The organism is Paenibacillus sp. AGC31, from assembly GCF_057334655.1.
The window spans coordinates 490662-517147 of the sequence record NZ_JBHFJH010000001.1; the positions used below are offsets into that span (position 1 = coordinate 490662).

Genomic DNA, 26486 nt, shown 5'->3' on the forward strand with positions numbered 1-26486 from the left:
GCGGAAGCGGCGTACATTACCGGTGATTGGCCAGATAGGAACGTACAAGCTCTTCAATCAGCTCATCGCGCTCCTTTTTACGGACCAGACTACGTGCGTTGTTGTGACGAGGAATGTATGCCGGGTCTCCAGAAATCAGATACCCAACAATCTGGTTGATCGGATTATACTCCTTATCGACCAATGCATCATATACCGTGAGAAGAATCTCTTTGGATGATGCTTCCTGTTCGTCACCTTTCACATTAAATTTAACCGTCTTATCCATGGAGTCCATTGATGACACCTCGCTCCTGCATGAACATGGGGACCATGTCCTGCCGAATTGATTTCTGTTTATATAATAACATATTCTGACTGCCACAAGTAAACAAAGGATAAGGCAATTGTGTTTTTTGCTTGTCCTTTACTGGCTAATTAACGAAACCGCCAGTTTCAGCGCTTCATCCAGCTTGGTCGCATCCTTACCTCCGGCTTGCGCCATATCTGGACGTCCACCACCGCCACCGCCGCATACTGCTGCGACTTCTTTGACGATTTTGCCTGCGTGTAATCCTTGTTTTACTTGTTCAGCAGGTACTGCTACAACAAAATTCACTTTGCCGTCCGCTGGAGCACCCAATACGAGTACTGCGTTAGGCAATTTTACTTTCAACTCATCTGCCACTGTACGCAGCGCATCCATGTTCGGAGCATCTACGCGTGCTGCCAGCAATTGTGTATTTCCTGCTTGTACCACTTGATCGGTCAATTGACCCGCTTCCATGGCACTCAGCTTGCTTTGCAGGGATTCAGTCTCTCTGGCTGCTTCTTTCAGTTGTTGGTTCAGACCTTCAATCCGTTTAGGTACATCAGCCACATTTGCTTTGAGCAGTGCTGCTGATTGTTTAAGCAGTTCCAACTGGCTTTCCACATACAGATATGCGCCGCGGCCAGTTACAGCTTCGATCCGGCGTACGCCGGAGCCAATTCCGCTCTCGCTCACCAGTTTGAAGATTCCGATCTCTGAAGTATTATTTACGTGACAGCCGCCACAAAGTTCCAAACTGTAGTCTCCGACTTGAACAACACGTACAATATCTCCATATTTTTCGCCAAACAGGGCCATCGCGCCCATTTCTTTGGCTTCATCAATAGCTTTGAGCTCGATGTTCACGTTCAGACGATTCCAGATCTGTTCGTTCACTTGACGCTCAATCTCTGTCAACTCTTCCGGCGTAATGCTGCCGAAGTGAGAGAAGTCAAAACGCAGACGCTGTGGCTCTACGAGCGATCCTGCCTGATTTACGTGTGTGCCGAGCACATCTTTGAGCGCTTTGTGCAGCAAGTGGGTAGCTGTATGGTTTTTGATAATGTCGCCACGTTTAGCTGAGTCTACTTCGGCATTGATCACATCGCCTACACGCAGTTCACCAGACTCCACAGTTACCAGATGTACATGTTGTCCGAGTGGAGCTTTGAACAAACCTTGTACTTTCGCTGATACACCAGCACCTCGCAGCAAGCCCTGATCACTCACTTGACCGCCACTTTCCGCGTAGAACGGAGTTTTGTCCAGAACAACCTGACACGTTTGTCCTTCGCCTACAGATTCAACAAGGGCATCACCAGCTACGATGGCTACCACTTTTGCTTCCGTCAACAGGTCAGTATAACCAACAAACTCGCTTTTAACCTCCAGGTCAGCAAGTGGTCCGCCTTGGACTTTCATGCTCTCGTTCTCTTGACGTCCAGCACGTCCAAGCTCACGTTGTTTCTGCATGGAAGCATCAAAACCTTCACGATCCACAGTCAGTCCATGCTCTGCAGCATAATCTTCTGTCAGGTCAAACGGGAAACCGTACGTATCATACAGCTTGAAAGCTTCAGGTCCGCTAATAACGGTGCGTCCTTCGGATTTGGCTGTGCCGCTGATATCAGCCAGAATAGCCAGACCATCTGTTAGTGTTTCGTGGAAACGCTCTTCCTCGGTTTTGATTACTTTGGCGATGAACTCCTGTTTGTCTACTACCTCAGGGTAGTACATGCCCATCACTTCACCAACGGTTGTTGTCAATTCATACAGGAATGGACGGTCAAGTCCAAGCACTTTTCCATAACGAACTGCACGGCGAAGCAAGCGACGGATGACATATCCACGTCCTTCATTACTTGGCAGAACGCCATCACCTACTGCAAAAGCAACCGTACGGATATGATCGGCAATGACTTTCAGTGCAACATCAATCTCTACACTGTCGTTATATTTCACACCCGCAAGAGCGGCTGTTCTTTGAATCATCGGTTGGAACAGGTCTGTGTCGAAGTTGGAATCCACATTTTGCAGAATGGATGCAAAACGCTCCAAACCTGCTCCTGTATCAATGTTTTTGTTAGGAAGCGGTGTGTAGCTGCCGTCCTTGTTATGGTTGAACTGGGAGAATACCAGGTTCCATACTTCCAGATAACGTTCGTTTTCCCCACCTGGATACATTTCAGGATCACTCATGTCGTTTCCGTAAGCTTCGCCGCGGTCATAGAAGATCTCGGTACAAGGTCCACATGGGCCTTCGCCGATATCCCAGAAGTTTTCATCCAATTTAATGATACGCTCAGCAGGCAGTCCCACTTTTTCGTTCCACAGTTTGAAAGCTTCTTCATCTTCCGGATATACCGTTACGGAAAGACGTTCCGGATCGAATCCGATCCACTCTTTGCTGGTCAAGAATTCCCACGCCCAAGTAACCGTTTCTTCCTTGAAGTAATCTCCAATAGAGAAGTTGCCGAGCATTTCGAAGAACGTATGGTGACGACGCGTTTTACCAACATTCTCGATATCATTGGTACGGATACATTTTTGGGAGTTCGCTAGACGCGGGTTCTCCGGCTTCTCACGTCCGTCAAAATATGGTTTGAGCGGTGCCATACCTGCATTGATCCACAAAAGAGAAGGATCGTTGTGAGGCACGAGCGATGCGCTCGGCTCGATTTTGTGACCTTTACTTGCAAAAAACTCTATCCATTTGGACCGGATTTCACTGGCTTTCATACTGGATGCCCCCATTAAATTATAATAGTCCGTTGCGTATTCGCTCCGGTTGGTCAACATTGTTTTGGTAAAAATAAACACAAAAAACGCCCCTGAATAATCAGGGACGATGTTATCGCGGTACCACCCTGGTTATTGCTGTTTATCCCTTGCTGCCCGGACAAACAAACAATCTCCTCGTTCATGCGAAATAACGGTCGCTCCCGGCAGGGTTGTCCTGCACTCCGAAATTAGCTTTCCGCCGCTTCATCTTTCAAGACTCTTCCAGCCATCAGTTCAGGCTCACCCTGATCCGATGAAGTCTATTCTCTGAGGAAAGGAACCCTCGGCGTACTTTATTTCATCATCGATTTCATGTTCTAAACATACACACTCATTATATCGGTAGCACAAGCGGGTGTCAACGCGGCCTCGTTGATGTTTTACCCTGCTATTTAGTCGGTCCTTCGTTTGATGTAATAGGCGAAAAAGTGTTGCACAATCACCTTCAGCACGGCAAAAACAGGTACTGCCAAAATTAAACCTACAATGCCTGCCAGTTCACCTCCGACGAGCAGTGCAAATATAATCGACAGTGGATGCAGATGCAACGTACGTCCCACCACCTGAGGAGAAATAACGTTACTCTCCAACACCTGGCACAGTGTGTTCACAATGACAACAAGTAGTACCATTTTAAACGATACGGTTGATGCCATGACCACAGCAGGAGCAGCTCCGAGGAACGGCCCCAAGTAGGGCACAATGTTAAACACAGCTACAATGCTTGCAAGCAGCAGGGCATACGGCATATCAATGACGATATAACCAATGTAGGCAAAGATACCAACAATGACACAGACAATAAACTGTCCCCGAATGTAGTTCCCCAGTGCAGTATCGATCTCTTTCATCACCGAGACAATCGCTTTACGACGTGAACGCGGAAGATACGCCACAATGGTGCGCTCAAACACCTCAAAGTCTTTTAACATATAAAAGATCAGAAATGGCACGATAAACACATTGAATAACACATTAATGGTCGCCCCGATATTGTCCATGAGCACAGTAATTCCCTGAGTTAGTCGATCCTCCATCTGAAAAAACCAACTGTTCATGCCTGTTCGCACACTTGGCGGCATTAATTTGTGATCCATATTGTTCATCAGGCTCTGGGCACGCATGGACAGTTCCGGCATATGCTCGTTGAGTTCCCCCAGCTGTTCAATCAATACCGGAATCACATTCATCAGAATGACACCGAGGCAGGTCAGGAAAAAGGCATATATGAGTAGTACCGCAATCGTACGCGGCACCTTGCGCCCTCCCAGCATGCTGACAATCGGATTGAGTACATAGGATATGATAAGGGCTACGATAAAGGGTGCCAGCACTGTTTTCAGGAACGCATATATGTGAAGCAGTAAAGGCCGCAGTAGCCATATAAAATATAAAATGATCAATCCGAGCAGCAGCCAGATCGCGTAACGGAACAGCTTGTTTTTGGTTAATTGCTCCACTTGCATCTCTCCTTTTGGACTGGCTCTGAGAGTCAGTATATGTAGGAAAGGTAATATTTATTAACACAGCGCAGAAGTGGAAAGGAGCAATCCGAACATTTTTTCCTCAAACCAAAAAACGCCTCCTTCATCAGAGAAGGAAGCGCATTTTGCAGTACGGGTTAGCATATAATCAACCATACACCAGCCGAACCACTATGTAACCGCATCTATATACATCTGCCAACAATTATCGACAGCCTCCCATGACAGACATTGTCATGAAACCGCATATAGAGGAAGTTATCCTGCTTATTAAGAAGAAGCGTGAAGATGAGGGAAGTCTTGTGGCAGCTCGTCCCCGAAAAACAAATCATCCAGGGAACTCAGCGTACCGTCTTCTTCCACCTGATATACAGACATTTTCTCACCGTTCACCGTTAATTCGATAAAGCATCCCCAGCAATAAAACTGGTGGGAACCAATTTTCCCGATATCTTTGGAACTACAGTTTGGACATTTCATATTCATTCACCTATCCATTAACAGAATGAATGGCATTTTCCAAGCGTTGTTCACTCAGCGACGGCACCATAATGGCACTTTCCCCGATGGACATATCGCTTGTACATGGCAGCCATTTGCGGCCCTCGATCAGATCGGACACAAAACCGTCCGTAATTTCAATCCCTATTATTGTATTTCCCAACTCTTGGTCAAAATAAACATCGGAGACACGCCCAAGCAGCAAACCTTCTTCGGTGAGCACGGACATCTCCTTCAATTTAGACCGACCGAGGAGGTACGTGTATTTTATGTCGTCGGCTCCCGTCTTGCGGACAGCCTGTTGATTACGGATCATGACGGCATCTTCGCCGTAGGCAACGATATCTTGCCACTGCACGATTTTGACATGATTGGTAAACAGACCTTTGTTCTCAAGCTCAATGCCTTCGATCTCCCAATCATCATTCACAATGAAATCCTGGATTTTACCGACCTGCTTCCCGTCCTCAACATCAAAAACGGCAAGTCCGATCATTTCCTGAAGCTTCATCGCTGGGTCCCCCTCATCTTCTTATCATTAAATAGGCGCGGCGCTATTGCTAGGTATGCCCAAAGTTGATGAGTGGCAATCAGACGCCGATCATCAAAACCGCTTCTATCCAACCGATGAAATGGAACTTCTTCCCTCCTTCTGTTCCATGTGTAAAGTTCCCCTTAGGGTCTATTACGCAGTCGTCCAAGAATGGTTCCAATTTTTTCGGCGGTTATCATGATTTCTTCCGTAGTATTACCCAATCCCCAGCTAAATCGAATCGCAGAGTGTAAAAATGTTTCAGGCAATTTCATCGCTTTGAGCACATGAGAGACTTCAAGTGAACCTGAAGTGCAGGCAGAACCGCTTGCAACAGCAATTCCTTCCATATCCAGATTCATTAACATCGTCTCTGTGGACACTTCAGGGAAGCTGATATTCAGGATGTTTGGCAGCGTATGCTCCGGGTGTCCATTCACGTGAAAGTGCTCCGTACCCACATGAATTTCAAGCTGTTCCAACAAAAGTTTACGCAATGCCAAATCATGCTGACGATGCACCTCTGTCTGTGCTGATACAATCTTGAGAGCCTCTGCAAATCCGGTAATACCTGCGATATTCTCCGTACCAGCGCGACGCTGACGCTCTTGCAACCCACCGTGAGCTCTTGCTTCCAGCACAATTCCTCGCCGTACATAGAGTGCACCTACGCCCTGAGGTCCGTTGATTTTATGCGCAGAGAAGCTGATCAGATCCACCGGCAGTTCCTTACAGGAAATATTCTGGCTGCCCAGAGCCTGAACTGCATCGGTATGGAAAAGGATATTATGCTGACGGGCAAGCTCACCCACCTCGCGGATCGGCTGAATCGTGCCTACTTCATTGTTGGCATACATCATGGTGATTAACACCGTATCCGGTCGAATGGCCTCTCGCAACTCATCCAGATTTATTCGTCCATGACGATCAACAGATAGATAGGTTACTTCATAACCTTGCCGCTCTAATTCCTGACACGTGTGCAAAACAGCATGGTGCTCAATTGCGGTCGTAATGACGTGTTTCCCCTTATCCTGTCTGGATGAGACTGCTCCAAAAATTGCCAGATTGTCGCTCTCCGTGCCACCTCCGGTGAATACCAGTTCGTCCGGGAAACAGCCCAAAGACGCCGCAATGACATCCCTTGCTCCGCTGACAGTCCGTTTGGCCTCACGCCCAAAGGCATGGATACTTGATGCATTGCCAAATTGTCCTGTCATGACGTTCATCATCGCTTCTGCGACTTGTGGATGCATAGGTGTCGATGCGGCGTGATCCAAATAAATTCGTTTCATTTATCTTCACCCCGTTATATGTTAAATTTCTATTTGATGGCAAACTGTCAAAATTGGAAACTGAAATGGATGCTCTATTGTCACATCTTCGTGTATAATGTTCTATATCCATTTCAAAAAGGAGAGAGAGACATGAGTGATCCCATTCTCGGGCAGATTCTGAATCAACTTCAACAAATGGACAAACGGTTCGACAGTATTGATGGACATCTTGGAAAAATAGACCACCGGCTTGATGCTATGGAAGAGAGGCTCGGTGCCGTAGAGAGCAGACTAGACACTGTCGATGACAGACTTAATGCCATTGAGGAACAAACTAAAAACATTCCGCTTCTTCAACAAGCTGTTCTGGAAACATTGACCGTTACGAAACGTCTTGACGCTTCCCACTCTGCCTCTGAACGCAAAGTAACTACCGAATTGAATACCCATCAGCACAGCATTGATATTTTGAATCGCCGTCAGTTACGCATGGAAGCTGATATAGAAACTTTAAAAAGTCGCTGATTTACAAGTGATCCAGTTAAGTTCACACTTGACCATCTTGTAAATCCCGCGGCTGAATACATAGCCCTGCTCAATTAAAATGATCTGTAGAAATTGAAGAACAAAGTACCCATTGGCATGTCTAAAGCCCCCAAGTTGGGGGCTTTATTGTGTCTTCTGTGATGCGAATTAATGATGATCTTAAATGTAGAACATGTAGCTGTCTTTTTTGTCCTGATCCTGGAATGTGATCAGGTCTTTCAGTGTTGTGGAATCCAACACTTCCGCAATGCCGTCACGAATACGCAACCATAGATCACGTTTCGCCGGATCATCTTCCTCTGTGAAATCTACTGGAGAGATTGGCCCTTCCAGTACACGGATTACATCGCCTGCAGTCACGGTTGCAGGATCACCTGCAAGGATATAACCGCCGTAAGCACCTCTAATGCTCTTCACCAGTCCTGCATTACGCAGCGGTGCAATCAGTTGCTCCAGGTAATGCTCCGAGAGCTGGTTGCGCTCGGCAATGCTTTTAAGTGATGTAGGGCCTTCGCCTGTTCTGGCAGCAAGCTCCATCATGATTGTGAGGCCGTAACGGCCTTTTGTCGATATTTTCAAAGGAGTCACCTCTTTCAATTTTCAGAAACGATTGGAAACTTTATATTTAATCCTATGGTCCATGACCGTCTGTTTCACGATCTGTCCACAGCGGAGATGCATTGAGATTAGCATAAACCTTCTAATCCTCCGTATTCCGATCATAACCCTCAGCTAATGTTAACATATCTGCATGCTTTATGGAAAAGAAAGATTGACGATATTCCAAAATGTGCGTCTGTGGTGGACACTATCCAAAATTGGCCGGGTGTATCGTATCTTGAGTCCGGTTATGCTAGAATAAGAAACGAAACACATTTATATATAGAAATGGTGATAACGATGTCCAAAACAATTGAAAATACACGGGTCGTCGTTGGCATGTCCGGAGGTGTCGATTCTTCCGTTACCGCACTGCTGCTGAAAGAGCAAGGGTACGATGTCATCGGCATTTTCATGAAAAACTGGGATGACACCGACGAGTTCGGCCACTGTACCGCTGAAGAAGATTCAGAGGATGTACGCCGTGTATGCGAACAGATCGGCATTCCTTACTACACTGTCAACTTCGAGAAAGAGTATTTTGATAAAGTATTTACCTATTTCCTTGATGAATATAAGTCGGGCCGCACGCCAAATCCGGATGTCATGTGTAATCGTGAGATCAAATTTGGTGAATTCCTGAACAAAGCTCTGGATCTCGGCGCAGATTATGTAGCTACAGGACACTATGCTCGCCTGATTGAAGAAGATGGCACTCTCAAGTTGCTGCGTGGTGTGGACAACAATAAGGATCAAACGTATTTCCTTAACGCACTCAATCAGAACCAGCTGTCCAAAGCCATGTTCCCAATTGGTCATCTGCCCAAACCGGAAGTACGCAAAATCGCAGAAGCGGCTGGTTTGTATACTGCCAAGAAAAAAGACAGCACAGGTGTCTGCTTCATCGGTGAGCGTAATTTCAAAGAGTTCCTGAGTAACTATCTGCCTGCCAAAGGCGGAGACATGGTTGATATCGCAACCGGTGAAGTCAAAGGTCGTCATGACGGTCTGATGTACTACACACTTGGACAGCGCCAAGGTCTTGGCATTGGCGGTTCCGGCAATGGTGAACCCTGGTTTGTTGCAGACAAGAATCTGGAGAAGAATCAACTGCTTGTTGTTCAGGGCGATGCCCATGCAAGCTTGTACTCCACTGGTCTTACTGCAACGGGTGTGAACTGGATTGCTGGTGCAGAGCACGTGCCTAATGTACCATACCGTTGTACTGCCAAGTTCCGCTATCGTCAGCCGGATCAAGGTGTAACATTGACCTGGCAGGAAGATGGAAGTGTGGATGTACAATTTGACCAGCAGCAAAAAGCCATTACGCCAGGACAAGCCGTTGTTTTCTACGACGGAGAAGTCTGCCTGGGTGGGGGTACGATCGATCAGGTGCAAAAAGTACCTGTACCCGCAATGCAGTAATAGATCTTGTCCATTAAAATAAGGATTATACACAATACCGTGTATCCCTATTAAAAAAGCCGTCTTTCATGTATACCATGAAGGATGGCTTTTTTCCTGCTTATTTTTGCAAAAAAATAAAAAATAGTTCGTTATGCAGTTAACCAGACTCCTGCCCAGGCGGCCAACACCCCAACTAGAACCGAACTGACAACGTAGAGCGCCGCGCTTGCGTATCGTTGTCGACCCATAATTCCTAACGTTTCATAACCAAAGGTAGAGAACGTGGTGTACGCACCGCAAAATCCGGTTCCCCAGATCACCCAGATTCCATCTGAGATCATTGCAGATTGATGCCACCCGTATAACAGCCCAAGCAGCAGTGAACCACTGACGTTGATGATCCATGTTCCCCAGGGAAAAGCCGTTCCCAGCAAGCCAGAGACCCATTTTCCCAGACTGAAACGCAGTACCGCACCCAGCACACCTGCAAAACCAATCCACAGGATCATGAGGCATCACCCTCTTGTCTTTGTGCTCCCAACATACGATGTCCAAGGCTCATTCCCAGCGCACATAGCATTAATCCTGCCAACAGACTTACGATCATATAAATAGCCGTATGGACCCATTCGCCCCCTTCGGATAAACGAACAATATCCAGTGTAAACGTGGAGAATGTCGTAAATGCGCCAGTAAAACCTGTACCAATCGCCAGTCGAAGTTGTGGTGATATTTTGCCTGGGACAGCTATGGTAAAGAACCAACCCAAAAAAAGGCTGCCCATCGCATTGATTAACAGCACCGCCCAAGGGACCCCCCCATGGACAGTGGGTATCGCTAACTGTATGGCATATCGGGTTAATGTACCGAGAAATCCACCCGCCCCTATATACAAAAGCTCTTTCATGTTGTGTGCATCTCCCGAGTGATCTGACTGATCTTATAGATCTCTGCGCCGCTGTTGGTTCAGCCTGATCTTCGATTCGTTACCCTGCTCCGTTGCCTCATAGAATACTCTCCGTGAGAGCTGCTTTGGCAAATATTCTTGTTTCACGTAATGCCCCGGATAGTTGTGTGGATATTGATAACCCTCATGTCCAAGCTTCACGGCACCCGAGTAATGCGTATCTCGCAAGTGAAGCGGAACTTCTGCCGATTTCACCTCATCAATCGCGTTCATGGCTTTGGAAATGGCAGTGTACACCGCGTTGGATTTTGGACTTTCGACTGCAAACAGAATCGCTTGTGCAATGTTCAGCTTGGCTTCTGGCCAGCCGTTATTTCGGTACGCATCAAGTGCTCCAATCGCCTGAGTCATGGCTTGCGGGTTCGCAAGTCCAATATCTTCACTGCTGGCTGCAATCAGGCGCCGAATGAAGGTCATCGGGTCCATGCCGAGCTTCTCCACCGCGTATAGAAACCAGAACAACGCCGCATCACTGGAACCCCGAATACTCTTGTGAAATGCAGACAACACATCATACTGTGTGGATTCATCCGCCTTCACAATCGGTCGCCGAATAGACTCTTCTGCCACACCAAGCGTAATATGAATGGATCCATCTTTCTCCGGTGGCGTGGTCAAAGCAGCCAGTTCAAGGGCGTTAAGCGCACGCCGAATATCCCCGTTGGCCATCGTGGCAATATGTTCAAGCGCCTCATCGTCTGCCTGTAGTTCCATGAATCCCAAACCTTTGTCCGCATCACTCAATGCTCTGCGCATTGCAATTAGGGAATGATCTTTATTTAGCGATTCTAGCTGGAACAGAGTTGAACGGCTCATCAAGGCCCCATTGACATAATGAAAGGGATTCTCTGTTGTTGCGCCGATAAAAATAATCGTGCCCTTCTCTACCGCTGGCAATAGCGCATCCTGACGTGAACTGTTAAACCGATGTACCTCGTCGAGGAACAAAATGGTTTTCGTTCCATACAGCTGTTTATTCGTTTGCGCCTGTTCGATGACTTCACGCACATCCTTGACGGAAGCTTCCACTGCATTCAGACGTACGAACTGTCCTTGCGTTTGCTGGGAAATGATATGTGCCAAGGTTGTCTTGCCACATCCCGGAGGGCCGTATAACAAGATGGACGAAATCTGATCAGCCTCGATGGCGCGCCGGAGTAATTTCCCTGGTCCAATAATATGTTCCTGTCCAATATATTCATCCAGATGCTCTGGCCGCATGCGGTCCGCGAGCAATCTAGCTTGTGGTTTTGAGTCCTGTTGAAACGAAAATAAATCCATTGCTCATCACTTCCTTAACGGATTGCCTTGCCTTGATTACAATTACACTTCTGATGGTTCTCCACTCTCTATCATATCATACTCTCGCGGTAACATAGCCATAAATGCATGAAGTGCACTGCTGACAAAGGCATCCTTGCGAGTAATAAAATGAGTCATCATGCGATTCATACCTACGGGGAGTGTATGCGTGCGCAGTAATCCATTTTTGATCTGATGCCTAATCACAATCTCTGGTAATAAGGAAATTCCCATGCCGGACGTAACCCCACTAATAATCGCTTCAAGGGTTCCGAATTCCATAATTACTGGGCGGGTAACACCACCCACCTCTAACCATTCCTCCAAAACCTGACGATAGGAACACCCCATGCTGTAGACAAGAATGGGTTTACTCTTAAGATCTTCATCCGTAGGACCCATACCAGAATAAACAACAAATAGTTCCTCATCAAATACGGGAATAGAAACGATGTCGGGATGATCACAGGGACAACCAATGAAAGCCCCTTCCAATTCATACCCAATAACCTGATCCATAAGCATCTGCGAATTGCCAGTAACCAGTGACAAGGAGACATCTGGATACTGTTTATAATATCTGACGAAAAGTTCAGGTAGTCGCACGGCCGCTGAGGTTTGTGTAGACCCTATTCGCATTGGACCCGATGGTGTGCTCTTCGCCCGAAGCGCCTTGGAAGCATCATTCAGCAAACCAATAATTTTATCTGCATAGGTCAGCAGCATCTCTCCGGCTGGAGATAACGTCATGCCTCGGTTATGACGAATGAACAACGTTGTACCTACTTCTGCTTCCAGATGCCGGATTCGTGCCGTTACGTTGGATTGAACATACCCCAGTTTAGAAGCAGCTTTGGTCAGATTCCCTTCCTGTGCAACACACTGAAATATTCTAAGATCCCCGCTCTCCATGGTCCCCCCACTCTGACATCATTCAAAATGATATCGGCTTCATTACCAATCATTATACTTCATGTGTAAACCGAACTACAATTCATGTAGATCCCAAACCAGTCATCTGACTGGTTGATGATAAGGAGTGTTCAGCATGACATACTGGAAAAATAGAGTTGCTCTAATCACAGGTGGTGGAACAGGTATAGGTCGTGCTGTAAGTGAGATGCTCGCTGAACGCGGAGCCTTGGTCGCTGTCAACTATTCCCGCTCACAAGATGCAGCAAGAGAGACTGTTCAACACATTTTGGATACAGGAGGCCATGCATTCGCCGTTCAAGCTAATGTTGCCAATGATCTTGATGTCCGGCGGATGTTCACTACAATAACTGAAACCTATGGCCCGATCACTGCCCTTGTAAATAACGCCGGAATCACACACCATATCCCCATGCACGATCTGGAGTCTGTTACAGATGACATTTGGAATGAGCTGGTTGATGTGAATGTGAAAGGCATGTTTCATTGCGCTCGTGCAGTGACGGAAGGTATGAGACAGGCTGGCGGTGGCTCTATCGTGAATTTGGGCAGTATCGCAGGCAGTACGGGTTCGGGCTCCTCTCTCCCATACGCCGTCTCCAAAGCGGCAGTTCACGGTCTGACCTTATCACTTGCGCACGCACTCTCACCACACATTCGGGTGAATGCTATCGTCCCTGGCGCAGTTGCTACAAGGTGGTGGGCTGGAAACGAGGAGCGAATGTATCGTCTTGGTGGAAAAGTGTTATTACAGCATATTGCCTCACCTGAAGATATCGCACACATGATCTGTGTTGCGCTGGAACAGCAATCCATGACCGGGCAACTAATTACTGTAGATAGCGGACAGACGTTATGAGCTCTAGTCATGATAAAGATACCCGGATTATACAACCCTTGAAGTATACAATTTTGATCATTTTGACAACGCTAATCATGGGTACTTCTTTTCCAGTTGGCAAGATCGGCATGTTATATGCCCCACCTTTCCTGCTCATGGGCATACGTTATATACTGGCAGGTGGCTTGATGGCCTTGTTCCTTCGTAAACGTCCTTTGCCTACTGGATGGCAGTCTTGGTTGAAAATAATCCTCATTGGTCTGTTCCAATCCGCAGGAGTGATGGGCTGCGCCTACTACAGCATGAACTGGATTACATCCGGTGAATCCGCCATTATTACGTTTACCAATCCGCTACTGGTCATTATCCTCAGTGCTCTCTTATATAGAGTGACCTACCGTTTTAGTCAGTGGATCGGTGTTATACTCGGTTTCATCGGGATTATGTTAACTTTTGGGTGGCAGATGAGCTTCAGTCCCGGAACCTGGATTGGATTTGGTAGTGCGATCTCCTTTGCCGTGTCCACATTGCTCATCAAACGCTGGGGCGATGGCTACGATACTTTTGTCTTAACAGCCTATCAGATGCTCGCGGGAGGTGCTGCGCTTCTTCTGCTGAGCGTATGGACTGAACAGCCTCACTTTATGGTCAATACCACCTCGGTTATGGCGCTGCTCTGGTTAACATTTGTGTGCTCCATCATTCAGTTCTCACTCTGGTTTTATCTGCTTCAGAATAGTGACCCAGCCCAAACCAGTTCGTATCTGTTTCTGGCACCGTTCTTTGGTGTATTATCGAGTTGGATTTTACTAGGAGAACACGTTCAATGGTTTGCATTAGCAGGTGGTTTATTTATTGGTGTTGGCATATTCCTGGTGAACCGTCGCTCATCCAGAATGAGAAATAGCGTAACATAAACTTGAACTCCTCCATCGTCCTTCGTCGGAAGATTAAGCAATTCTCGCACAAAAGCAGAAAAAGGCATGCGCTTATGGGACTTTCCCATGAACGTCATGCCTTTTGTTGTATAAACAAACTTTATCTAACCAAGCTCTGGCCAACCTTGAACGGTTACCGGCTCGCCGTCGGGATTATGTGTTGCAGCCGCGTATTCTGGCAAATCACCCTCGTGGAACAACCACAATTCGTGCAAGGCCCGTGTACAACCAACGTACAACAGCTTTGCATCACCCGCATTGGGCAAATAATGCTTCTGGTCTACGTCTGCCACAATAACGGCATCAAACTCCAACCCTTTGGACAGATAGACTGGTAAAACGGAGTGTCCACCCGTGTACTGCTTTTTGCCACCATCGATCAGATTCAGATCCCAGCCTGCGTCCTGAAGTTCACGATGAAGTTCCTCTGCTTCATGCAGTGTACGAGTCAGGATGGAGACCGTTCGGTAGTCTTTGACGGTTAACACCTTCAAAGCCTCTTCAAGACTCGCCGTCCGCCCTTCGCCTCCATAAGCCAACGTCCGAACCGGATCACCACTACGGAAAACAGGAATCGCCGTAATCCCGCTCTTGACACCACGTTCCAAAATCGTATTGGCATAATCGATAATTTCCATCGTCGAACGATAACTTCGGGTTAACGCAAAGTATGCATTCTGTTCCTCAGGAAATAAAGAACTCATCTCTTCCCACGCATGAACACCACGGTACTCATGAATGCCTTGAGACAAGTCACCCAGTATGGTGAAGGAATGCCCTTTGACGAACTGATCCAATAACGCCACATGAAAAGGGGAAAAGTCCTGCGCTTCATCAATCACGACATGATCAAACCGCTCCGAACCCTCAATATCATGGACCAATGTATGAATGTATACCAATGCAGGCAGATCCTCTTCACGGACGATATCCTGTTTCAGATCTGCTGCCGTTTGTTTCATTACGCCTTTGGGGATGAGCCCGCTGAGCGAGGCTGGAACAGAACCACCCTTTGCAGCTTTAAACAGCTGTTTATATAACGTAAGCGGCTCGTATTGCGGCCATTTTTTGGCATAAGCTTTCTCACGAGTAGACGCTTTTTTCTTGCGTTCTTTGCGCACAGCTTCTGGCATCGGTTTCTTAAGTTCCATCTCAATCCAGCGGTGAACCCGCGCCATGACCCGTTCTTTGCGTTTGGCTAGTGGATAATGCTTATATTCCTCACCGAACCAGTTCTCGATCTCCGTCTTGCTGAGCACCTTACCATCCCATGGACTGAAGTCCATATCCGGTACGGAATCCGCTTCCATGCCCGAGAGCCACTCTCGAATAAGCTCCATGAAACGGATGGATCCTTTGTAACGTCCAGGTACATCATCATTTAATTCAGGCCGCGCATCTGGAGTTTCGAACCAGGTGTTCAATGTATCCGACGTATTCGCCAAAGGCATTTCCAGCCCCAGCAGGTTCATCGCCCAATCCGGGAATGTCCGCTGTTGAATGTCCCCTACTCCAAGTTCCGGAAGCACATCCGAGATGTAATCCAGAAACATGTGGTTGGGCGCAAAAATAACCATTTTCTCTGCAGATACCTGCTCCTTGTACTGATATAGCAAAAAGGCAAGCCGATGCAGGGCAACCGTTGTTTTCCCAGATCCAGCTACACCCTGAATGATCAATGCAGTGTTTCTCGCTGCACGAATAATCAGATCCTGCTCCGCCTGAATCGTAGATACGATGTCACGCAGTTTGTTATCCTTGTTCTCTCCCAGACGATAAACGAGGAATTCATCAGATACCGCTGGTTGGTCGCTGTCACGGTTATATGTATCCGCCACACGTTCCAATATCCGCTGCCGAATGACAACGTTTCGTTTCAGATATACGAGACCTTCGATAAGCCCTTCCGGGGCTTCATACGTAGCGGAGGCTTCCCCTCCCGTAAATGAGTAAAACAGGCTTGCGACAGGAGCACGCCAGTCGATGACGAGCGGATGCTCTCCCACCTCTTCGCGGTCTACGCCGATTTTGCCAATATACAGCGGTTTCCGTGCACCACTGCCCTGTTCTTCGAAATCCAAGCGTCCGAAATAGGGTTGCTGCGCGCTCTTGGACAAGGCGGTGCGGCGCTCTTCGCGTCCAGCTTCCAGCACTTGTTCTGTGAAGTCGTGGCCGGTGTATACCGGAATGTTCTGCAGTCGTTCCAACTGACTGTCCACTTCCTCCATCGTTCGCTCTAACCTGTACTCTTCTTCTTGATAGGCACTTTGAAAGCTGTCTGACATGTTTCAGTTACCTCCTAAGAATATGTTTTGCTCTGCATCGCCAATCACTGACGACGCAAAAGGATACCCACTATATCATATTGATGTGTAAAAAGCTACAGCAACCTGGGAATCTCATAAAAGAAAACCGTTGCTCACGCTCGTACTGAACGAATGAACAACGGTCTTAAGTTGAACTATTTTTGAACCTTATCTTTGAAAAACAGTTATCGATCTAGTTCTGACTTCAATCTTGCCCTTCCTGTGCCACAAACTGTTTCTGCGCTAATTCACGGTATACCGGATGACTGCTGATCAATTCCGCATGAGTTCCTGTTCCGGTAACATGTCCATGCTCCAATACAACAATCTGATCGGAATCCACCACAGTGGACAATCGGTGCGCGATCACGATCGTAGTTCTGCCTTCCATCAGGTTGGACAAAGCCTGTTGTACTTCATACTCTGAGGTACTGTCCAGACTGGATGTCGCTTCATCCAACATGAGAATATCCGGACTGCGCAATAAGGCACGAGCAATAGCAATCCGTTGACGTTGTCCCCCGGATAACTTAATTCCTCTCTCGCCCACTTCCGTCTCATATCCCTGTGGCAACTTGTCTATAAAGTCTGCCGAATACGCCATCTCTGCCGCTGTTCTGATCTCATCCATCGTGACCTCACGGTTTAATCCGTAGGTCATATTATCTCGGATTGAACCCGCCATGAGGGGACTTTCCTGAGACACATACCCGATCTTACTGCGCCAAGAAGACAAAGAATAATCCGTTATCGCTTGTCCCCCATATGAAATATGGCCTGAATCGGGCATATAGAACTGCTCCATCAAAGAGAACAGTGTTGATTTGCCGCTACCGCTGGGACCGACAATGGCTGTCACTTTTTGTGTAGGTACCGTCAGATTGATCCCATGCAGCACTTCCTCACCTGTAACATAGGAAAAGTGTACATCATGGAATGCAATCGTCTCATTTCCTTTTGGTGCTACCTTGGTGCTGTCATGTGGCTCTTCCTCATCGGCAAGAATGGCTTGTATGCGCTCCGTTGCACCTACAACTTTCTGCAAACGGGAGTATAACGTCGTGAATTGTCCCATTGGCATAATGACCTGGAACAACAGTAATATGAACGCGACCAGTTCACCCGGTGACAGCATGCCAGACGCTACACGCATTCCCCCCACACCCAGAATAACGACCAGTACGGCAGTCATGACAAATGTAAACAAGGGACCGATCAAAGCAAGAATGCGTGCTTCCTGCAAGCCAAAAGCAAACATTTTACGAATCCGGGAATCCCCTGCTTCCACTTCCTGCTTTTCCGTACCGTAGGCTTTGACCAAACGGATCTCGCCAATAACCTGACTGAGCACGGACGTAAGACCTGCCATCTCGTCCTGTTGTTTCTTGGAGATCTTGTACATCTTCTTACCCACAGGCAGAAGAATTAGCAGCGTAAGTGGAACCAGACTCAGAATAATGAGCGACATCACCCAATCCAAGTAGAACAGTAATGCCACACCACCCACAACGGCAACAATGTTGGATACAAAAGACACCAAATAATCTGCGATCAACGTCATGATCTGGCTTGTATCATTTGTAATCCGGCTCATCGTATCGCCTGTCCGATTGCGATCGAAATATGGCATTCGCAGCGACAAGACCTTGTTCCACAGCTTGGTGCGAAGTGTTGCGACCACGCGTTGTCCGGCGTAATTCAACATATAAATGCTGATACCCGAAGCAATCGCCTGAATCACAAATGCCCCGAGTAACAATAAAATAACAGATTTGTTCAGTGCCGAAGTGGTAAGTCCATCAATCAGACCTTTGGTCATCAGTGGCACAATCAGTCCGGCCGCCGTTTGAATCAGGGTTAAAATGAGGGCCAGAATCAGGATCAGTTTTGGCGGGTTCGTAGAAGCGATAAGCTTGACGAAATCCTTGAATCCCTTTTTTCCCACCTTCGGTTCATTCTGCCCTGTTTGTTGCTGCTCTTCCATTCCCGTTCCTCCCGTTCTCCATCTGCTCACCAGAGATCATACGTATGAAGTTACATGACGTTGCCTTTTGTTGTTAACACAGCTTTACAAGATACCATGTAACACAAAATTGGCTAAAAAGAGGATGGAAATGCCATACATGACTACAGGCACCTGCTTACCTTGACCTGCTGCCAGCTTCGCTAGTGGATAGGCAATAAACCCAAACGCCATACCGTCCACGATGCTATATGTAAATGGAATCATGACCATGATCAGAAATGCCGGGAACGCCTCTGTAAAGTCACCAAAATCCATATCTTTCACACCTTGCACCATCAGGCCACCAATAATGATCAAAATGGGAGCAATTGCACTGTCCGGAATGTAACCGAGCAGCGGGATGAAGAAAAAAGTAGCCCCGAATAACACGGCTGTAACGAGCGGAGTCAAACCTGTGCGACCGCCTGCGGCAATTCCGGCTGTAGTCTCGGCTGCAGCAACTGGAGGACTACTTCCGAATATACCTGCCAGCACGGTACTAATCGATAGGGCGCGAAGACTTCCTTTGAACCGCTCTGGACGACCAATCATCTGTGTCTGAGCCGTAATTAATCCGATATTTTCGAACACCACAATCAGCAGTAGCAAAAATACCGCGATCCAAAATGCAACATCAGCTAGCTTCATCAAAGACAATTCGCCAAACAACCCACCGTATTGACGCAGCGCATCCATCGCTGATACGGACTCGCCCGGGTTTACTGCTCCAAGTACATAGGCAAGACCTGTCCCGACCAGAATACTGATGAGAAGTCCACCCTGCACGTTACGTATAAATAAAATCAAGGCAATCACCAGTGTAACGCAGGCTGTAATGACGTTTGGATCATTGAAGTGCCCAATCGCGACAAATGTGGTCTGGTGCGCAATAACGATTCCACTTTTTTGTAAACCGATAAATGTCAGAAACAAACCAATCCCGACCGTAATGCCATGCTGTAGATTTTTCGGGATCGCTTCGCTGATCATTTTGTATAGTGACGTAAACGCAACAATGGCAAACAGTATACCTGTAACGGTTACAACGGCCAGCGCTTCTTGCCAGCTTAATTTCATGGAATGTACAAGTGTATACGTAAAAAATGCATTAATCCCCATGCCGGGCACAACGATAATCGGTGATTTTCCGCCAAATGCCATGAGCAAACAGCCTGCAATGGACGTCAGCAGGGTTCCAACCATGGCCGCCTGCAAGGGCATACCGGCATCGGAAAGAATTGTAGCATTGACCATAACGATATAGACCACGGCAAAATAGGAAATGGCTCCCGCCACAATTTCCTTTTTCCACTGGTCTCCTGGCTCCATGCCAAGACGTCTGGTCATCCATCCGTGTTTCATTTCGTTCTATTCCCCTCTCTCTAGCCGCAAATTCATTATGTATGTATCATCATTTCGCGCAGCAGTGAATATCATACACGGTTTTGACTTTGAAGTACATGACGTAACTCTGACATTTATCTATGAATACAGTTCAGCTATCATAGACGATTGACGTCCCATCCGCTCCTCTCTTGCGAAGTATGATCACACAAAAAAGCGCAGATGCCTTGTCAGCATCCACGCTGTTCTGTTGGCAGCAAGTTACTGCTGCTTGTTCTCTGCAATTTCTAACAAATCCTTAATCGCAACACTGACCATAATCAGTCCAGCTACCGGAGGCACAAATGAGTTACTCGCAGGTGGCTGTTTGGCCTTACGAATTTCCGGAGCATTCTCGGGAACGATTTTCTGTGTTACGTCCTCACGCGGCTTCATCGGTTTTTCAGTCGAGAAGACCACTTTCACGCCTTTTTTGATGCCGTCTTTACGAAGTGTGGTACGCACAACACGGGCAATCGGGTCCATGGTCGTTTTCGAAATATCCGCAACCTGGAATTTCGTTGGATCCATTTTATTCGCCGCACCCATGCTGGAGATCATCGGAATTTTACGTTTCAGGCACTCTTTAATGAGATGGATTTTGTAGATAATCGTGTCGGATGCATCCAGCACATAATCCAGTTCATATTTGAACAATTCCTCATACGTTTCTTCCGTGTAAAACATATTCAGGGCAATCGCATCACATTCCGGATTGATCAGTTTCACACGTTCCACCATCAGATCCGCTTTTTTCTGCCCTACTGTCGTGGTCAGCGCATGAATCTGGCGGTTAATGTTGGTGATGTCCACAACGTCTTTATCAATCAGGATGATGCGACCTACACCGCTGCGGGCAAGAGCTTCTACAGCAATTCCACCTACACCGCCAATACCGAGCACGGCTACTGTACTATTCTTCAATGTGTTCAGACCTTCAGGTCCGATCGCAAGTTCTGTTCTTGAAAATTGATGGAGCATTGAGAATCGATGCCTCCTTATTTCTTTTCCGCTACCGGTTTACGGGCTACACGGATGTGAAGTTGTTCCAATTGAGAATCATCCACTTCGGAAGGTGCATTCATGAGCAGATCCGTTGCACTTGCCGTTTTCGGGAAGGCAATCGTTTCACGCAGATTCGTGCGGCCCGCCAGCAACATCACAAGACGGTCCAGACCAAAGGCAATACCACCATGCGGTGGAGTTCCATATTCGAATGCTTCCAACAGATAGCCGAATTTCTCATTCGCTACTTCTGGTGAGAGTCCAAGGGCAGCAAACATCTTCTCTTGAACATCACGTTTGTAGATACGCATCGAACCGCCACCTACTTCATAACCATTGAGAACAAGGTCATAGGCTTGAGCGCGAATTGCACCCGGATCAGTGTCGAAGAGATGTACATCTTCATCTTTTGGACGTGTGAACGGATGGTGTTCTGCTACATAACGTTTCGCATCTTCATCATATCCGAGGAGTGGGAAGTCCACAACCCAAGCGAATTTGAATTTGCTGTCATCGATCAGTCCGAGTTGACGGCCGATTTTCAGACGCAGTGCGCCAAGAACGTCAGCAACCACTTTTTTAGTGTCTGCGGAGAAGAGCAGCAAGTCCCCATCTTCAGCACCAGTACGTTCTTTGACCGCTTCGATTTCTTCAGGCGTGAAGAACTTCACGATTGGCCCTTTGAACTCGCCGTCTTTCACTTGAATCCAAGCCAGACCTTTCGCACCGTAACGTGCAGCAAATGGTCCGAGATCATCGATCTCTTTACGGCTCCATGTGCCACAGCCTTTGGCGTTCAGCACTTTCACTTCTCCACCTTTTTCGATGACAGAAGCAAATACTTTCACACCACTGTTCGCTACGATATCGTTCATTTCAACCAGTTCCATACCAAAGCGCAGATCTGGTTTGTCTGAACCGTATTTACCCATTGCATCTGCATACGTAATCCGTTGGAAAGGCAGTTCCAGCTCAATGCCTTTGGTTTCACGCAGCAATTTGGCCATCAGTTCTTCCATCATCGGCAGCAGGTCATCCTGTTGCAAGAAAGAAGTCTCGATGTCGACTTGAGTGAATTCTGGTTGACGGTCTGCACGCAGATCCTCATCCCGGAAACAACGAGCGATCTGATAATAACGCTCAACGCCACCCACCATCAGCAATTGTTTGTAGATTTGCGGGGATTGTGGCAAGGCGAAGAATTCACCTTCATGCACACGGCTCGGTACGAGATAATCACGTGCACCTTCCGGGGAGCTCTTGGTCAGGATTGGTGTTTCCACTTCAACGAATTCTTCTCCATCCAGGTAGTCACGGAACACTTTGGACGCTTTGGAACGCAGTTTCAGTGTTTCGAACATCTCCGGACGACGCAGGTCCAGGTAACGATATTTCAAACGAAGGGATTCATCAACTTCAACACCATCTTCAATGAAGAATGGAGGTGTTTTTGCCGCGTTCAGCACTTCGATTTCTGTAATTTGAACTTCAATTTCGCCTGTAGGCAGGTTTTTGTTAACTGTTTCTGCATCACGTTTAACAACTTTACCCGTTACAGCGATAACATACTCACTACGTACGCGATCTGCGATTTGCAGAGCTTCACCGGAATAAGCCGGGTTAAAGACAACTTGTACAATCCCGCTGCGATCACGCAGGTCGATGAAGAGTACGCCCCCCAAGTCACGGCGGGTCTGAACCCAACCGTTCAATGTTACTGTTTCACCGATGTGTGCGGGTGTTAATGCGCCGCAATGATGACTTCTTTTCATAACCAAACTCCTCATTATGTGAATTTCCGTTCTGTATGGGCAGTCAGTGCCTGCTCTTCAACAGTCCGGTTACGTGTAGACCATGTATTCGAAAAGGCATATTACCTCTGGCTCGCCAACTTCCAATTAGTCGGAAACGTCAGTGAACCTCAGTGATTTTGCCGGATCAATTGTTTTACTTGAATGTTTTAAGATTTAATATAACACTTCGTGCTTATTTACCCTCGCGTATAGCCGCTACCAGATCATCCAGCTTCACAGTTTGTTGTTCACCTGTATCCATCGACTTGAGGGCAATCTCACCACGCTCCAGCTCGTCATCACCAAGGATGGCAGTATAGCGGGATTTGAAACGGTCAGCTGATTTCATCTGTGCTTTCATCTTGCGGCCCAGATAATCGCGTTCACCAGACAGTCCAGACTGACGAAGTTTGAACAACAGACGGTTCACTTCACGATCAGCTGCCTCTCCCAGAGCAACAAAATACACATCCAGTGGAGCCAGCGTAGTAACCTCAATGTTTTGATGCTCCAGAATCAGTTGAATACGCTCCAGACCAATACCGAAGCCGATGCCAGGCTGATCAGGTCCGCCGATATCTCCAACCAGACCATTGTACCGACCGCCGCCGCCAACCGTATCGATTGCTCCAATACCTTGGGCTTTTAATTCAAACGCAGTCAGTGTGTAATAATCCAAGCCCCGCACCAGACGATTATTCACAGCATAATCCACACCGAAATCATCCAGGTATGACTGCAGCTTGGCAAAGTGGTTCAAAGACTCTTCATCCAGGCTATCCAGTATGGACGGTGCCCCTACGAATTTGTCCTGATCGACTTTGCAGTCAAGTACACGCAGTGGATTGCGCTCCATGCGGGACTGGCAGTCCTTGCATAGACTGTCTTTCATCGGTCTGAGGAACCCGAGTAATGTCTCGCGGTATTCTGCACGGCTGGTTGAGTTACCCACGGAGTTGATCTCCACTTTGACATCCTTCAAGCCGAGCTCTACGCACAATTGGTAGCCCAGTGCGATTACTTCGGCATCAATTGCCGGGTCCAGCGCACCGATGGCTTCTACGCCAAACTGGTGGAACTGACGCTGACGGCCTGCCTGCGGACGCTCATACCGGAACATCGGACCGATGTAATAGAGCTTGCTCACATCCGGTTCACCGTAGATTTTATTCTCTACATACGCACGGACAACACCCGCTGTTCCCTCCGGACGAAGAGTCATGCTGCGATTACCTTTGTCATCAAAGGTATACATTTCTTTCTCAACGATATCGGTAGTCTCTCCTACACCGCGTACAAATAAAGAAGTCTGTTCGAAGATCGGTGTACGAATCTCACGGTAATTAAACCGTCGACACAGATCTCGTGCTTTTTCTTCTACGTACTGCCATTTCTCGACAACTCCAGGCAGTAAGTCCTGCGTTCCAGTCGGTTTTTGAAAAGCCATCTTGATCCCTCCAGCATTGATTTTTTTCTCTAAAAGTTAAAAAATTCTACACGTGATCACTGCGCGGGCAGAACAACCTTACAATCGCTGTTATCCCCAGATTTTTTGAATTAATTTTATAATGTGGAAATCCGGTGATAAAGGCGAACGCTTCGCTTTTACAGGTTTTTTCTGCCCTCTCCGTTTTCGTGTATTTCTTTTAAATCAACTTATATAACAAAAAAATCCCTCGCCCTGTCGCTGTGTATACAGCAAACAAAGGGACGAGAGATTGTGTAATATACATTCACCCGTGGTACCACCCACATTCCGGAAACCTGACACTTTAGCCGTTCAGGTGATCTCTGATGATTCAGGTTTGCCCAAGGCATTCTGATCAAGCAGATATTCCGCTCTACGTGTAACGCACGTCCTGCGCAGGCCAGCTACTGGTCAAACAGATCATCTCTGCTGTGTTCGCCGTCTGTTCTCGGGGAAGTCATTCGTCCGCTCATCAAGAGAATCCTTACAGCCTGGGGATTCCTCTCTGGTCATGTGGGCACGGAGTACTTGGTCCCGTCATCAAATCAGTATTATAGTTCAAAAATCGACTTGTATTGACTGTAGTCAACGTATTATTTTCTGATTGTAATGAACCGCAGTGCTAAAGTCAAGGGTTAACACGAAAAGATAGCTCTAGAAATTTTTGCTCACACACAGCATGGTATGAGGAGTCCACAGAAAATATGGCTAATAGAAGCTGGATTCATCATATGAATTCCAACTTCTATTCGCTTCTTATTCCTCTATTGTTGCAGCATCCACTTCAACAGATCCGGCGCGCTCGCCCATAAACGGGAATGCATAATGACATATTCAATCGCTTCGTCGGAGTCGCCCATTCCGACAAAGTCAGGGAGGTTATGCGGCAATCGCTTCAAACCCAACAGGTAATCAGGCACATGTTTGTTCACACCCCGCGCCACACGGTACAGCATTTTGAGCTGGGAGGTGATTCCGTTTTTCTTATACTCCAGAATAATCTTGTCATAGGCAAAGGCCGCTGCGGCGTCACCTTTTCCATACTCCTCCAGCAATTGCTCTGCCTGTTCCAATTGGTTACTGTACAAATACACAGCAGCGAGCAGGTAACGTGCTCCGGTATTGTCTTCCGTATTAAGCTCTAGCATATGCTCCAGGATCTGAGCTGCTTCTTTCGTATCTCCACCAAACCAGCAGGATTCGGCATAACTTTTACATATCCGGATATAGGGACGAGTCTCATGAAGCCCCCAGAAGTCCCCTTTGTTCTCCTCAAAGAACAGTTCGCCCAGTTCACGTTTGCCAGCAGCGATTCCTTCCTTGAGGTAAGATCGTGCATCATCCTCACTGTCCGATTCCTCAGCTAGAATAAGATACGCATCAGAGCTGTCAGGATACATCTCCAGCGCTGTTTCCGCCAGATGTACTCTCCGTTTGGAAGAGCTCGCTTCCCTCGCCTTAGACAGCAGAGCCTGTGCTTTGTCTTTCGATGTGCCTGGACCGTTCAGCATCAATAGCTCGTCCGTTTCACCGCCCATGCCGTATTCTTCGATGTAACTATTCATCTCCTTAACCTTCCGGGAGATCGTGCCTGTCGTTACCTCATATTTATCAGCCAGCTCAGCCTTTGAGACATTGAAGCCGTATTCCTCGGACAGCAAATACTCAATTGCAGCAGAGAACGAGCCTGTCTTCTTCACAGTAGGGCGGGTCTGACGGGAGTAGCCGTTCCATAGCACCAGAGCTTCCAAAATTACCTCTGGCTCGTATTGGTTCCTCATGTTCTCAATAGTCTGCAGGGCCAGCTGTTCGTGAGCCGGGTGCTCCCATTTCAAATCGCTTGCCACCATCTTTTTCAGCTTGGTCAAGGTCAGTTTGCTCTCAGGCTGAATGGAGGCTTCCCGAACCGGTTGCTCCGTTGATATTATCCCCAGTATGGATTCTACAGCAGAGGACTCCTTGTTCAGACAACATTTCTTATATTTTTTCCCACTACCGCATGGGCATAAATCATTTCTTCCAACCTTACTCAAAACTAATTCCCCCTTAAATCTGTCTCTAGCCATTCGCATGAGAACTCTGTTGCTTTAGCATTGTAGGTGTCATTTCTCAAACGAGGCATTCTATA

Annotated in this window: 22 protein-coding genes; 4 read left to right on the forward strand and 18 right to left on the reverse strand. The window is 47.3% G+C overall.

The genetic code is table 11. The features are described 5' to 3' along the window. Nucleotides 1-16: 16 nt before the first annotated feature. The 6 genes from ACE04G_RS02075 to ACE04G_RS02100 form a co-directional block, all read right to left on the reverse strand. Complete coding sequence (locus tag ACE04G_RS02075) at nucleotides 17-277, reverse strand: IreB family regulatory phosphoprotein (RefSeq protein WP_036616950.1); 261 nt, start codon at nucleotides 275-277, stop codon at nucleotides 17-19. 129 nt (nucleotides 278-406) lie between these two features. Next, nucleotides 407-3028: an alanine--tRNA ligase gene (gene alaS, locus ACE04G_RS02080; protein WP_221824743.1), complete on the reverse strand. Its 2622-nt coding sequence runs from the start codon at nucleotides 3026-3028 to the stop codon at nucleotides 407-409. Between the two features lie 434 nt (nucleotides 3029-3462). After that, entirely contained in the window at nucleotides 3463-4530 is a 1068-nt protein-coding gene (locus ACE04G_RS02085; RefSeq protein WP_076212453.1) for an AI-2E family transporter, read from the reverse strand. 294 nt (nucleotides 4531-4824) lie between these two features. After that, nucleotides 4825-5034, reverse strand: a complete 210-nt coding sequence (locus tag ACE04G_RS02090; protein WP_017686815.1) for a hypothetical protein — start codon at nucleotides 5032-5034, stop codon at nucleotides 4825-4827. A gap of 10 nt (nucleotides 5035-5044) precedes the next feature. Beyond that, the gene (locus ACE04G_RS02095; protein WP_017686814.1) at nucleotides 5045-5566 is read right to left on the reverse strand and encodes a PRC-barrel domain-containing protein; all 522 of its coding nucleotides are present in this window, start codon (nucleotides 5564-5566) and stop codon (nucleotides 5045-5047) included. Between the two features lie 164 nt (nucleotides 5567-5730). Continuing rightward, entirely contained in the window at nucleotides 5731-6882 is a 1152-nt protein-coding gene (locus ACE04G_RS02100; RefSeq protein WP_221824744.1) for a cysteine desulfurase family protein, read from the reverse strand. Nucleotides 6883-7014: 132 nt separating this feature from the next. Here ACE04G_RS02100 and ACE04G_RS02105 point away from each other — a divergent pair, with 132 nt between their 5' ends. Continuing rightward, complete coding sequence (locus ACE04G_RS02105; RefSeq protein ID WP_017686812.1) at nucleotides 7015-7389, forward strand: hypothetical protein; 375 nt, start codon at nucleotides 7015-7017, stop codon at nucleotides 7387-7389. Between the two features lie 180 nt (nucleotides 7390-7569). Here the strand turns inward: ACE04G_RS02105 and cymR are convergent, their stop codons facing one another. Continuing rightward, the gene (gene cymR, locus ACE04G_RS02110; protein WP_076212458.1) at nucleotides 7570-7989 is read right to left on the reverse strand and encodes a cysteine metabolism transcriptional regulator CymR; all 420 of its coding nucleotides are present in this window, start codon (nucleotides 7987-7989) and stop codon (nucleotides 7570-7572) included. Between the two features lie 321 nt (nucleotides 7990-8310). Between cymR and mnmA the strand changes: the two genes are divergently transcribed. Next, the gene (gene mnmA / locus ACE04G_RS02115; RefSeq protein WP_221824745.1) at nucleotides 8311-9435 is read left to right on the forward strand and encodes a tRNA 2-thiouridine(34) synthase MnmA; all 1125 of its coding nucleotides are present in this window, start codon (nucleotides 8311-8313) and stop codon (nucleotides 9433-9435) included. Between the two features lie 131 nt (nucleotides 9436-9566). Here mnmA and crcB read toward each other — a convergent pair whose 3' ends face one another. Genes crcB through ACE04G_RS02135 form a run of 4 tightly spaced genes read right to left on the reverse strand, consistent with a single transcriptional unit; the run spans nucleotide 9567 to nucleotide 12598 of the window. Continuing rightward, nucleotides 9567-9926 carry a fluoride efflux transporter CrcB gene (gene crcB / locus ACE04G_RS02120; RefSeq protein WP_221824746.1) on the reverse strand — a complete coding sequence of 120 codons (360 nt, stop codon included), beginning with the start codon at nucleotides 9924-9926 and terminating at the stop codon, nucleotides 9567-9569. After that, on the reverse strand, nucleotides 9923-10324 hold the full coding sequence (locus ACE04G_RS02125) for a fluoride efflux transporter FluC (RefSeq protein ID WP_221824749.1): 402 nt from the start codon (nucleotides 10322-10324) through the stop codon (nucleotides 9923-9925). Before ACE04G_RS02125 ends, crcB begins: the two co-directional genes overlap by 4 nt. A 33-nt stretch (nucleotides 10325-10357) precedes the next feature. Beyond that, a complete protein-coding gene (locus ACE04G_RS02130; RefSeq protein ID WP_091027662.1) occupies nucleotides 10358-11665 on the reverse strand; it encodes a replication-associated recombination protein A in 1308 nt (435 codons plus the stop codon). A 42-nt stretch (nucleotides 11666-11707) separates the two neighbouring features. Beyond that, nucleotides 11708-12598, reverse strand: a complete 891-nt coding sequence (locus ACE04G_RS02135) for a LysR family transcriptional regulator (RefSeq protein WP_221824750.1) — start codon at nucleotides 12596-12598, stop codon at nucleotides 11708-11710. A 136-nt stretch (nucleotides 12599-12734) separates the two neighbouring features. Here ACE04G_RS02135 and ACE04G_RS02140 point away from each other — a divergent pair, with 136 nt between their 5' ends. Next, nucleotides 12735-13478, forward strand: coding sequence for an SDR family NAD(P)-dependent oxidoreductase (locus ACE04G_RS02140; protein WP_221824751.1), 744 nt, complete (start codon nucleotides 12735-12737; stop codon nucleotides 13476-13478). Beyond that, nucleotides 13475-14377, forward strand: coding sequence for a DMT family transporter (locus tag ACE04G_RS02145; protein WP_449003412.1), 903 nt, complete (start codon nucleotides 13475-13477; stop codon nucleotides 14375-14377). The genes ACE04G_RS02140 and ACE04G_RS02145 overlap by 4 nt, the downstream gene beginning before the upstream one ends. 125 nt (nucleotides 14378-14502) lie before the next feature. Here the strand turns inward: ACE04G_RS02145 and ACE04G_RS02150 are convergent, their stop codons facing one another. The 7 genes from ACE04G_RS02150 to ACE04G_RS02180 all read right to left on the reverse strand — a co-directional run bounded on the left by ACE04G_RS02150 (nucleotide 14503) and on the right by ACE04G_RS02180 (nucleotide 26391). After that, nucleotides 14503-16683: a HelD family protein gene (locus ACE04G_RS02150; protein ID WP_221824753.1), complete on the reverse strand. Its 2181-nt coding sequence runs from the start codon at nucleotides 16681-16683 to the stop codon at nucleotides 14503-14505. Between the two features lie 226 nt (nucleotides 16684-16909). Further along, nucleotides 16910-18688 (reverse strand): ABC transporter ATP-binding protein, encoded by a 1779-nt coding sequence (locus tag ACE04G_RS02155; protein ID WP_221824754.1) that lies wholly within the window; start codon nucleotides 18686-18688, stop codon nucleotides 16910-16912. A gap of 84 nt (nucleotides 18689-18772) precedes the next feature. Continuing rightward, on the reverse strand, nucleotides 18773-20071 hold the full coding sequence (locus ACE04G_RS02160) for an NCS2 family permease (RefSeq protein WP_221824755.1): 1299 nt from the start codon (nucleotides 20069-20071) through the stop codon (nucleotides 18773-18775). Between the two features lie 243 nt (nucleotides 20072-20314). Continuing rightward, entirely contained in the window at nucleotides 20315-21073 is a 759-nt protein-coding gene (locus ACE04G_RS02165) for a tRNA threonylcarbamoyladenosine dehydratase (RefSeq protein WP_145324006.1), read from the reverse strand. A 17-nt stretch (nucleotides 21074-21090) separates the two neighbouring features. Next, nucleotides 21091-22869: an aspartate--tRNA ligase gene (aspS, locus tag ACE04G_RS02170; RefSeq protein WP_076329184.1), complete on the reverse strand. Its 1779-nt coding sequence runs from the start codon at nucleotides 22867-22869 to the stop codon at nucleotides 21091-21093. A 214-nt stretch (nucleotides 22870-23083) separates the two neighbouring features. Beyond that, a complete protein-coding gene (gene hisS, locus ACE04G_RS02175) occupies nucleotides 23084-24337 on the reverse strand; it encodes a histidine--tRNA ligase (protein ID WP_221824756.1) in 1254 nt (417 codons plus the stop codon). 785 nt (nucleotides 24338-25122) lie between these two features. After that, nucleotides 25123-26391: an SEC-C metal-binding domain-containing protein gene (locus ACE04G_RS02180; protein WP_221824757.1), complete on the reverse strand. Its 1269-nt coding sequence runs from the start codon at nucleotides 26389-26391 to the stop codon at nucleotides 25123-25125. Between the last annotated feature and the right edge of the window lie 95 nt (nucleotides 26392-26486).

What these genes read in the sequence shown, in the direction of transcription:
- ACE04G_RS02075 (WP_036616950.1), bottom strand. Translation starts at nt 277, where the DNA reads ATGGACTCCATGGATAAGACGGTTAAATTTAATGTGAAAGGTGACGAA.
- alaS (WP_221824743.1), bottom strand. Translation starts at nt 3,028, where the DNA reads ATGAAAGCCAGTGAAATCCGGTCCAAATGGATAGAGTTTTTTGCAAGT.
- ACE04G_RS02090 (WP_017686815.1), bottom strand. Translation starts at nt 5,034, where the DNA reads ATGAAATGTCCAAACTGTAGTTCCAAAGATATCGGGAAAATTGGTTCC.
- ACE04G_RS02095 (WP_017686814.1), bottom strand. Translation starts at nt 5,566, where the DNA reads ATGAAGCTTCAGGAAATGATCGGACTTGCCGTTTTTGATGTTGAGGAC.
- ACE04G_RS02100 (WP_221824744.1), bottom strand. Translation starts at nt 6,882, where the DNA reads ATGAAACGAATTTATTTGGATCACGCCGCATCGACACCTATGCATCCA.
- ACE04G_RS02105 (WP_017686812.1), top strand. Translation starts at nt 7,015, where the DNA reads ATGAGTGATCCCATTCTCGGGCAGATTCTGAATCAACTTCAACAAATG.
- mnmA (WP_221824745.1), top strand. Translation starts at nt 8,311, where the DNA reads ATGTCCAAAACAATTGAAAATACACGGGTCGTCGTTGGCATGTCCGGA.
- crcB (WP_221824746.1), bottom strand. Translation starts at nt 9,926, where the DNA reads ATGATCCTGTGGATTGGTTTTGCAGGTGTGCTGGGTGCGGTACTGCGT.
- ACE04G_RS02125 (WP_221824749.1), bottom strand. Translation starts at nt 10,324, where the DNA reads ATGAAAGAGCTTTTGTATATAGGGGCGGGTGGATTTCTCGGTACATTA.
- ACE04G_RS02130 (WP_091027662.1), bottom strand. Translation starts at nt 11,665, where the DNA reads ATGGATTTATTTTCGTTTCAACAGGACTCAAAACCACAAGCTAGATTG.
- ACE04G_RS02135 (WP_221824750.1), bottom strand. Translation starts at nt 12,598, where the DNA reads ATGGAGAGCGGGGATCTTAGAATATTTCAGTGTGTTGCACAGGAAGGG.
- ACE04G_RS02140 (WP_221824751.1), top strand. Translation starts at nt 12,735, where the DNA reads ATGACATACTGGAAAAATAGAGTTGCTCTAATCACAGGTGGTGGAACA.
- ACE04G_RS02145 (WP_449003412.1), top strand. Translation starts at nt 13,475, where the DNA reads ATGAGCTCTAGTCATGATAAAGATACCCGGATTATACAACCCTTGAAG.
- ACE04G_RS02150 (WP_221824753.1), bottom strand. Translation starts at nt 16,683, where the DNA reads ATGTCAGACAGCTTTCAAAGTGCCTATCAAGAAGAAGAGTACAGGTTA.
- ACE04G_RS02155 (WP_221824754.1), bottom strand. Translation starts at nt 18,688, where the DNA reads ATGGAAGAGCAGCAACAAACAGGGCAGAATGAACCGAAGGTGGGAAAA.
- ACE04G_RS02160 (WP_221824755.1), bottom strand. Translation starts at nt 20,071, where the DNA reads ATGAAACACGGATGGATGACCAGACGTCTTGGCATGGAGCCAGGAGAC.
- ACE04G_RS02165 (WP_145324006.1), bottom strand. Translation starts at nt 21,073, where the DNA reads ATGCTCCATCAATTTTCAAGAACAGAACTTGCGATCGGACCTGAAGGT.
- aspS (WP_076329184.1), bottom strand. Translation starts at nt 22,869, where the DNA reads ATGAAAAGAAGTCATCATTGCGGCGCATTAACACCCGCACACATCGGT.
- hisS (WP_221824756.1), bottom strand. Translation starts at nt 24,337, where the DNA reads ATGGCTTTTCAAAAACCGACTGGAACGCAGGACTTACTGCCTGGAGTT.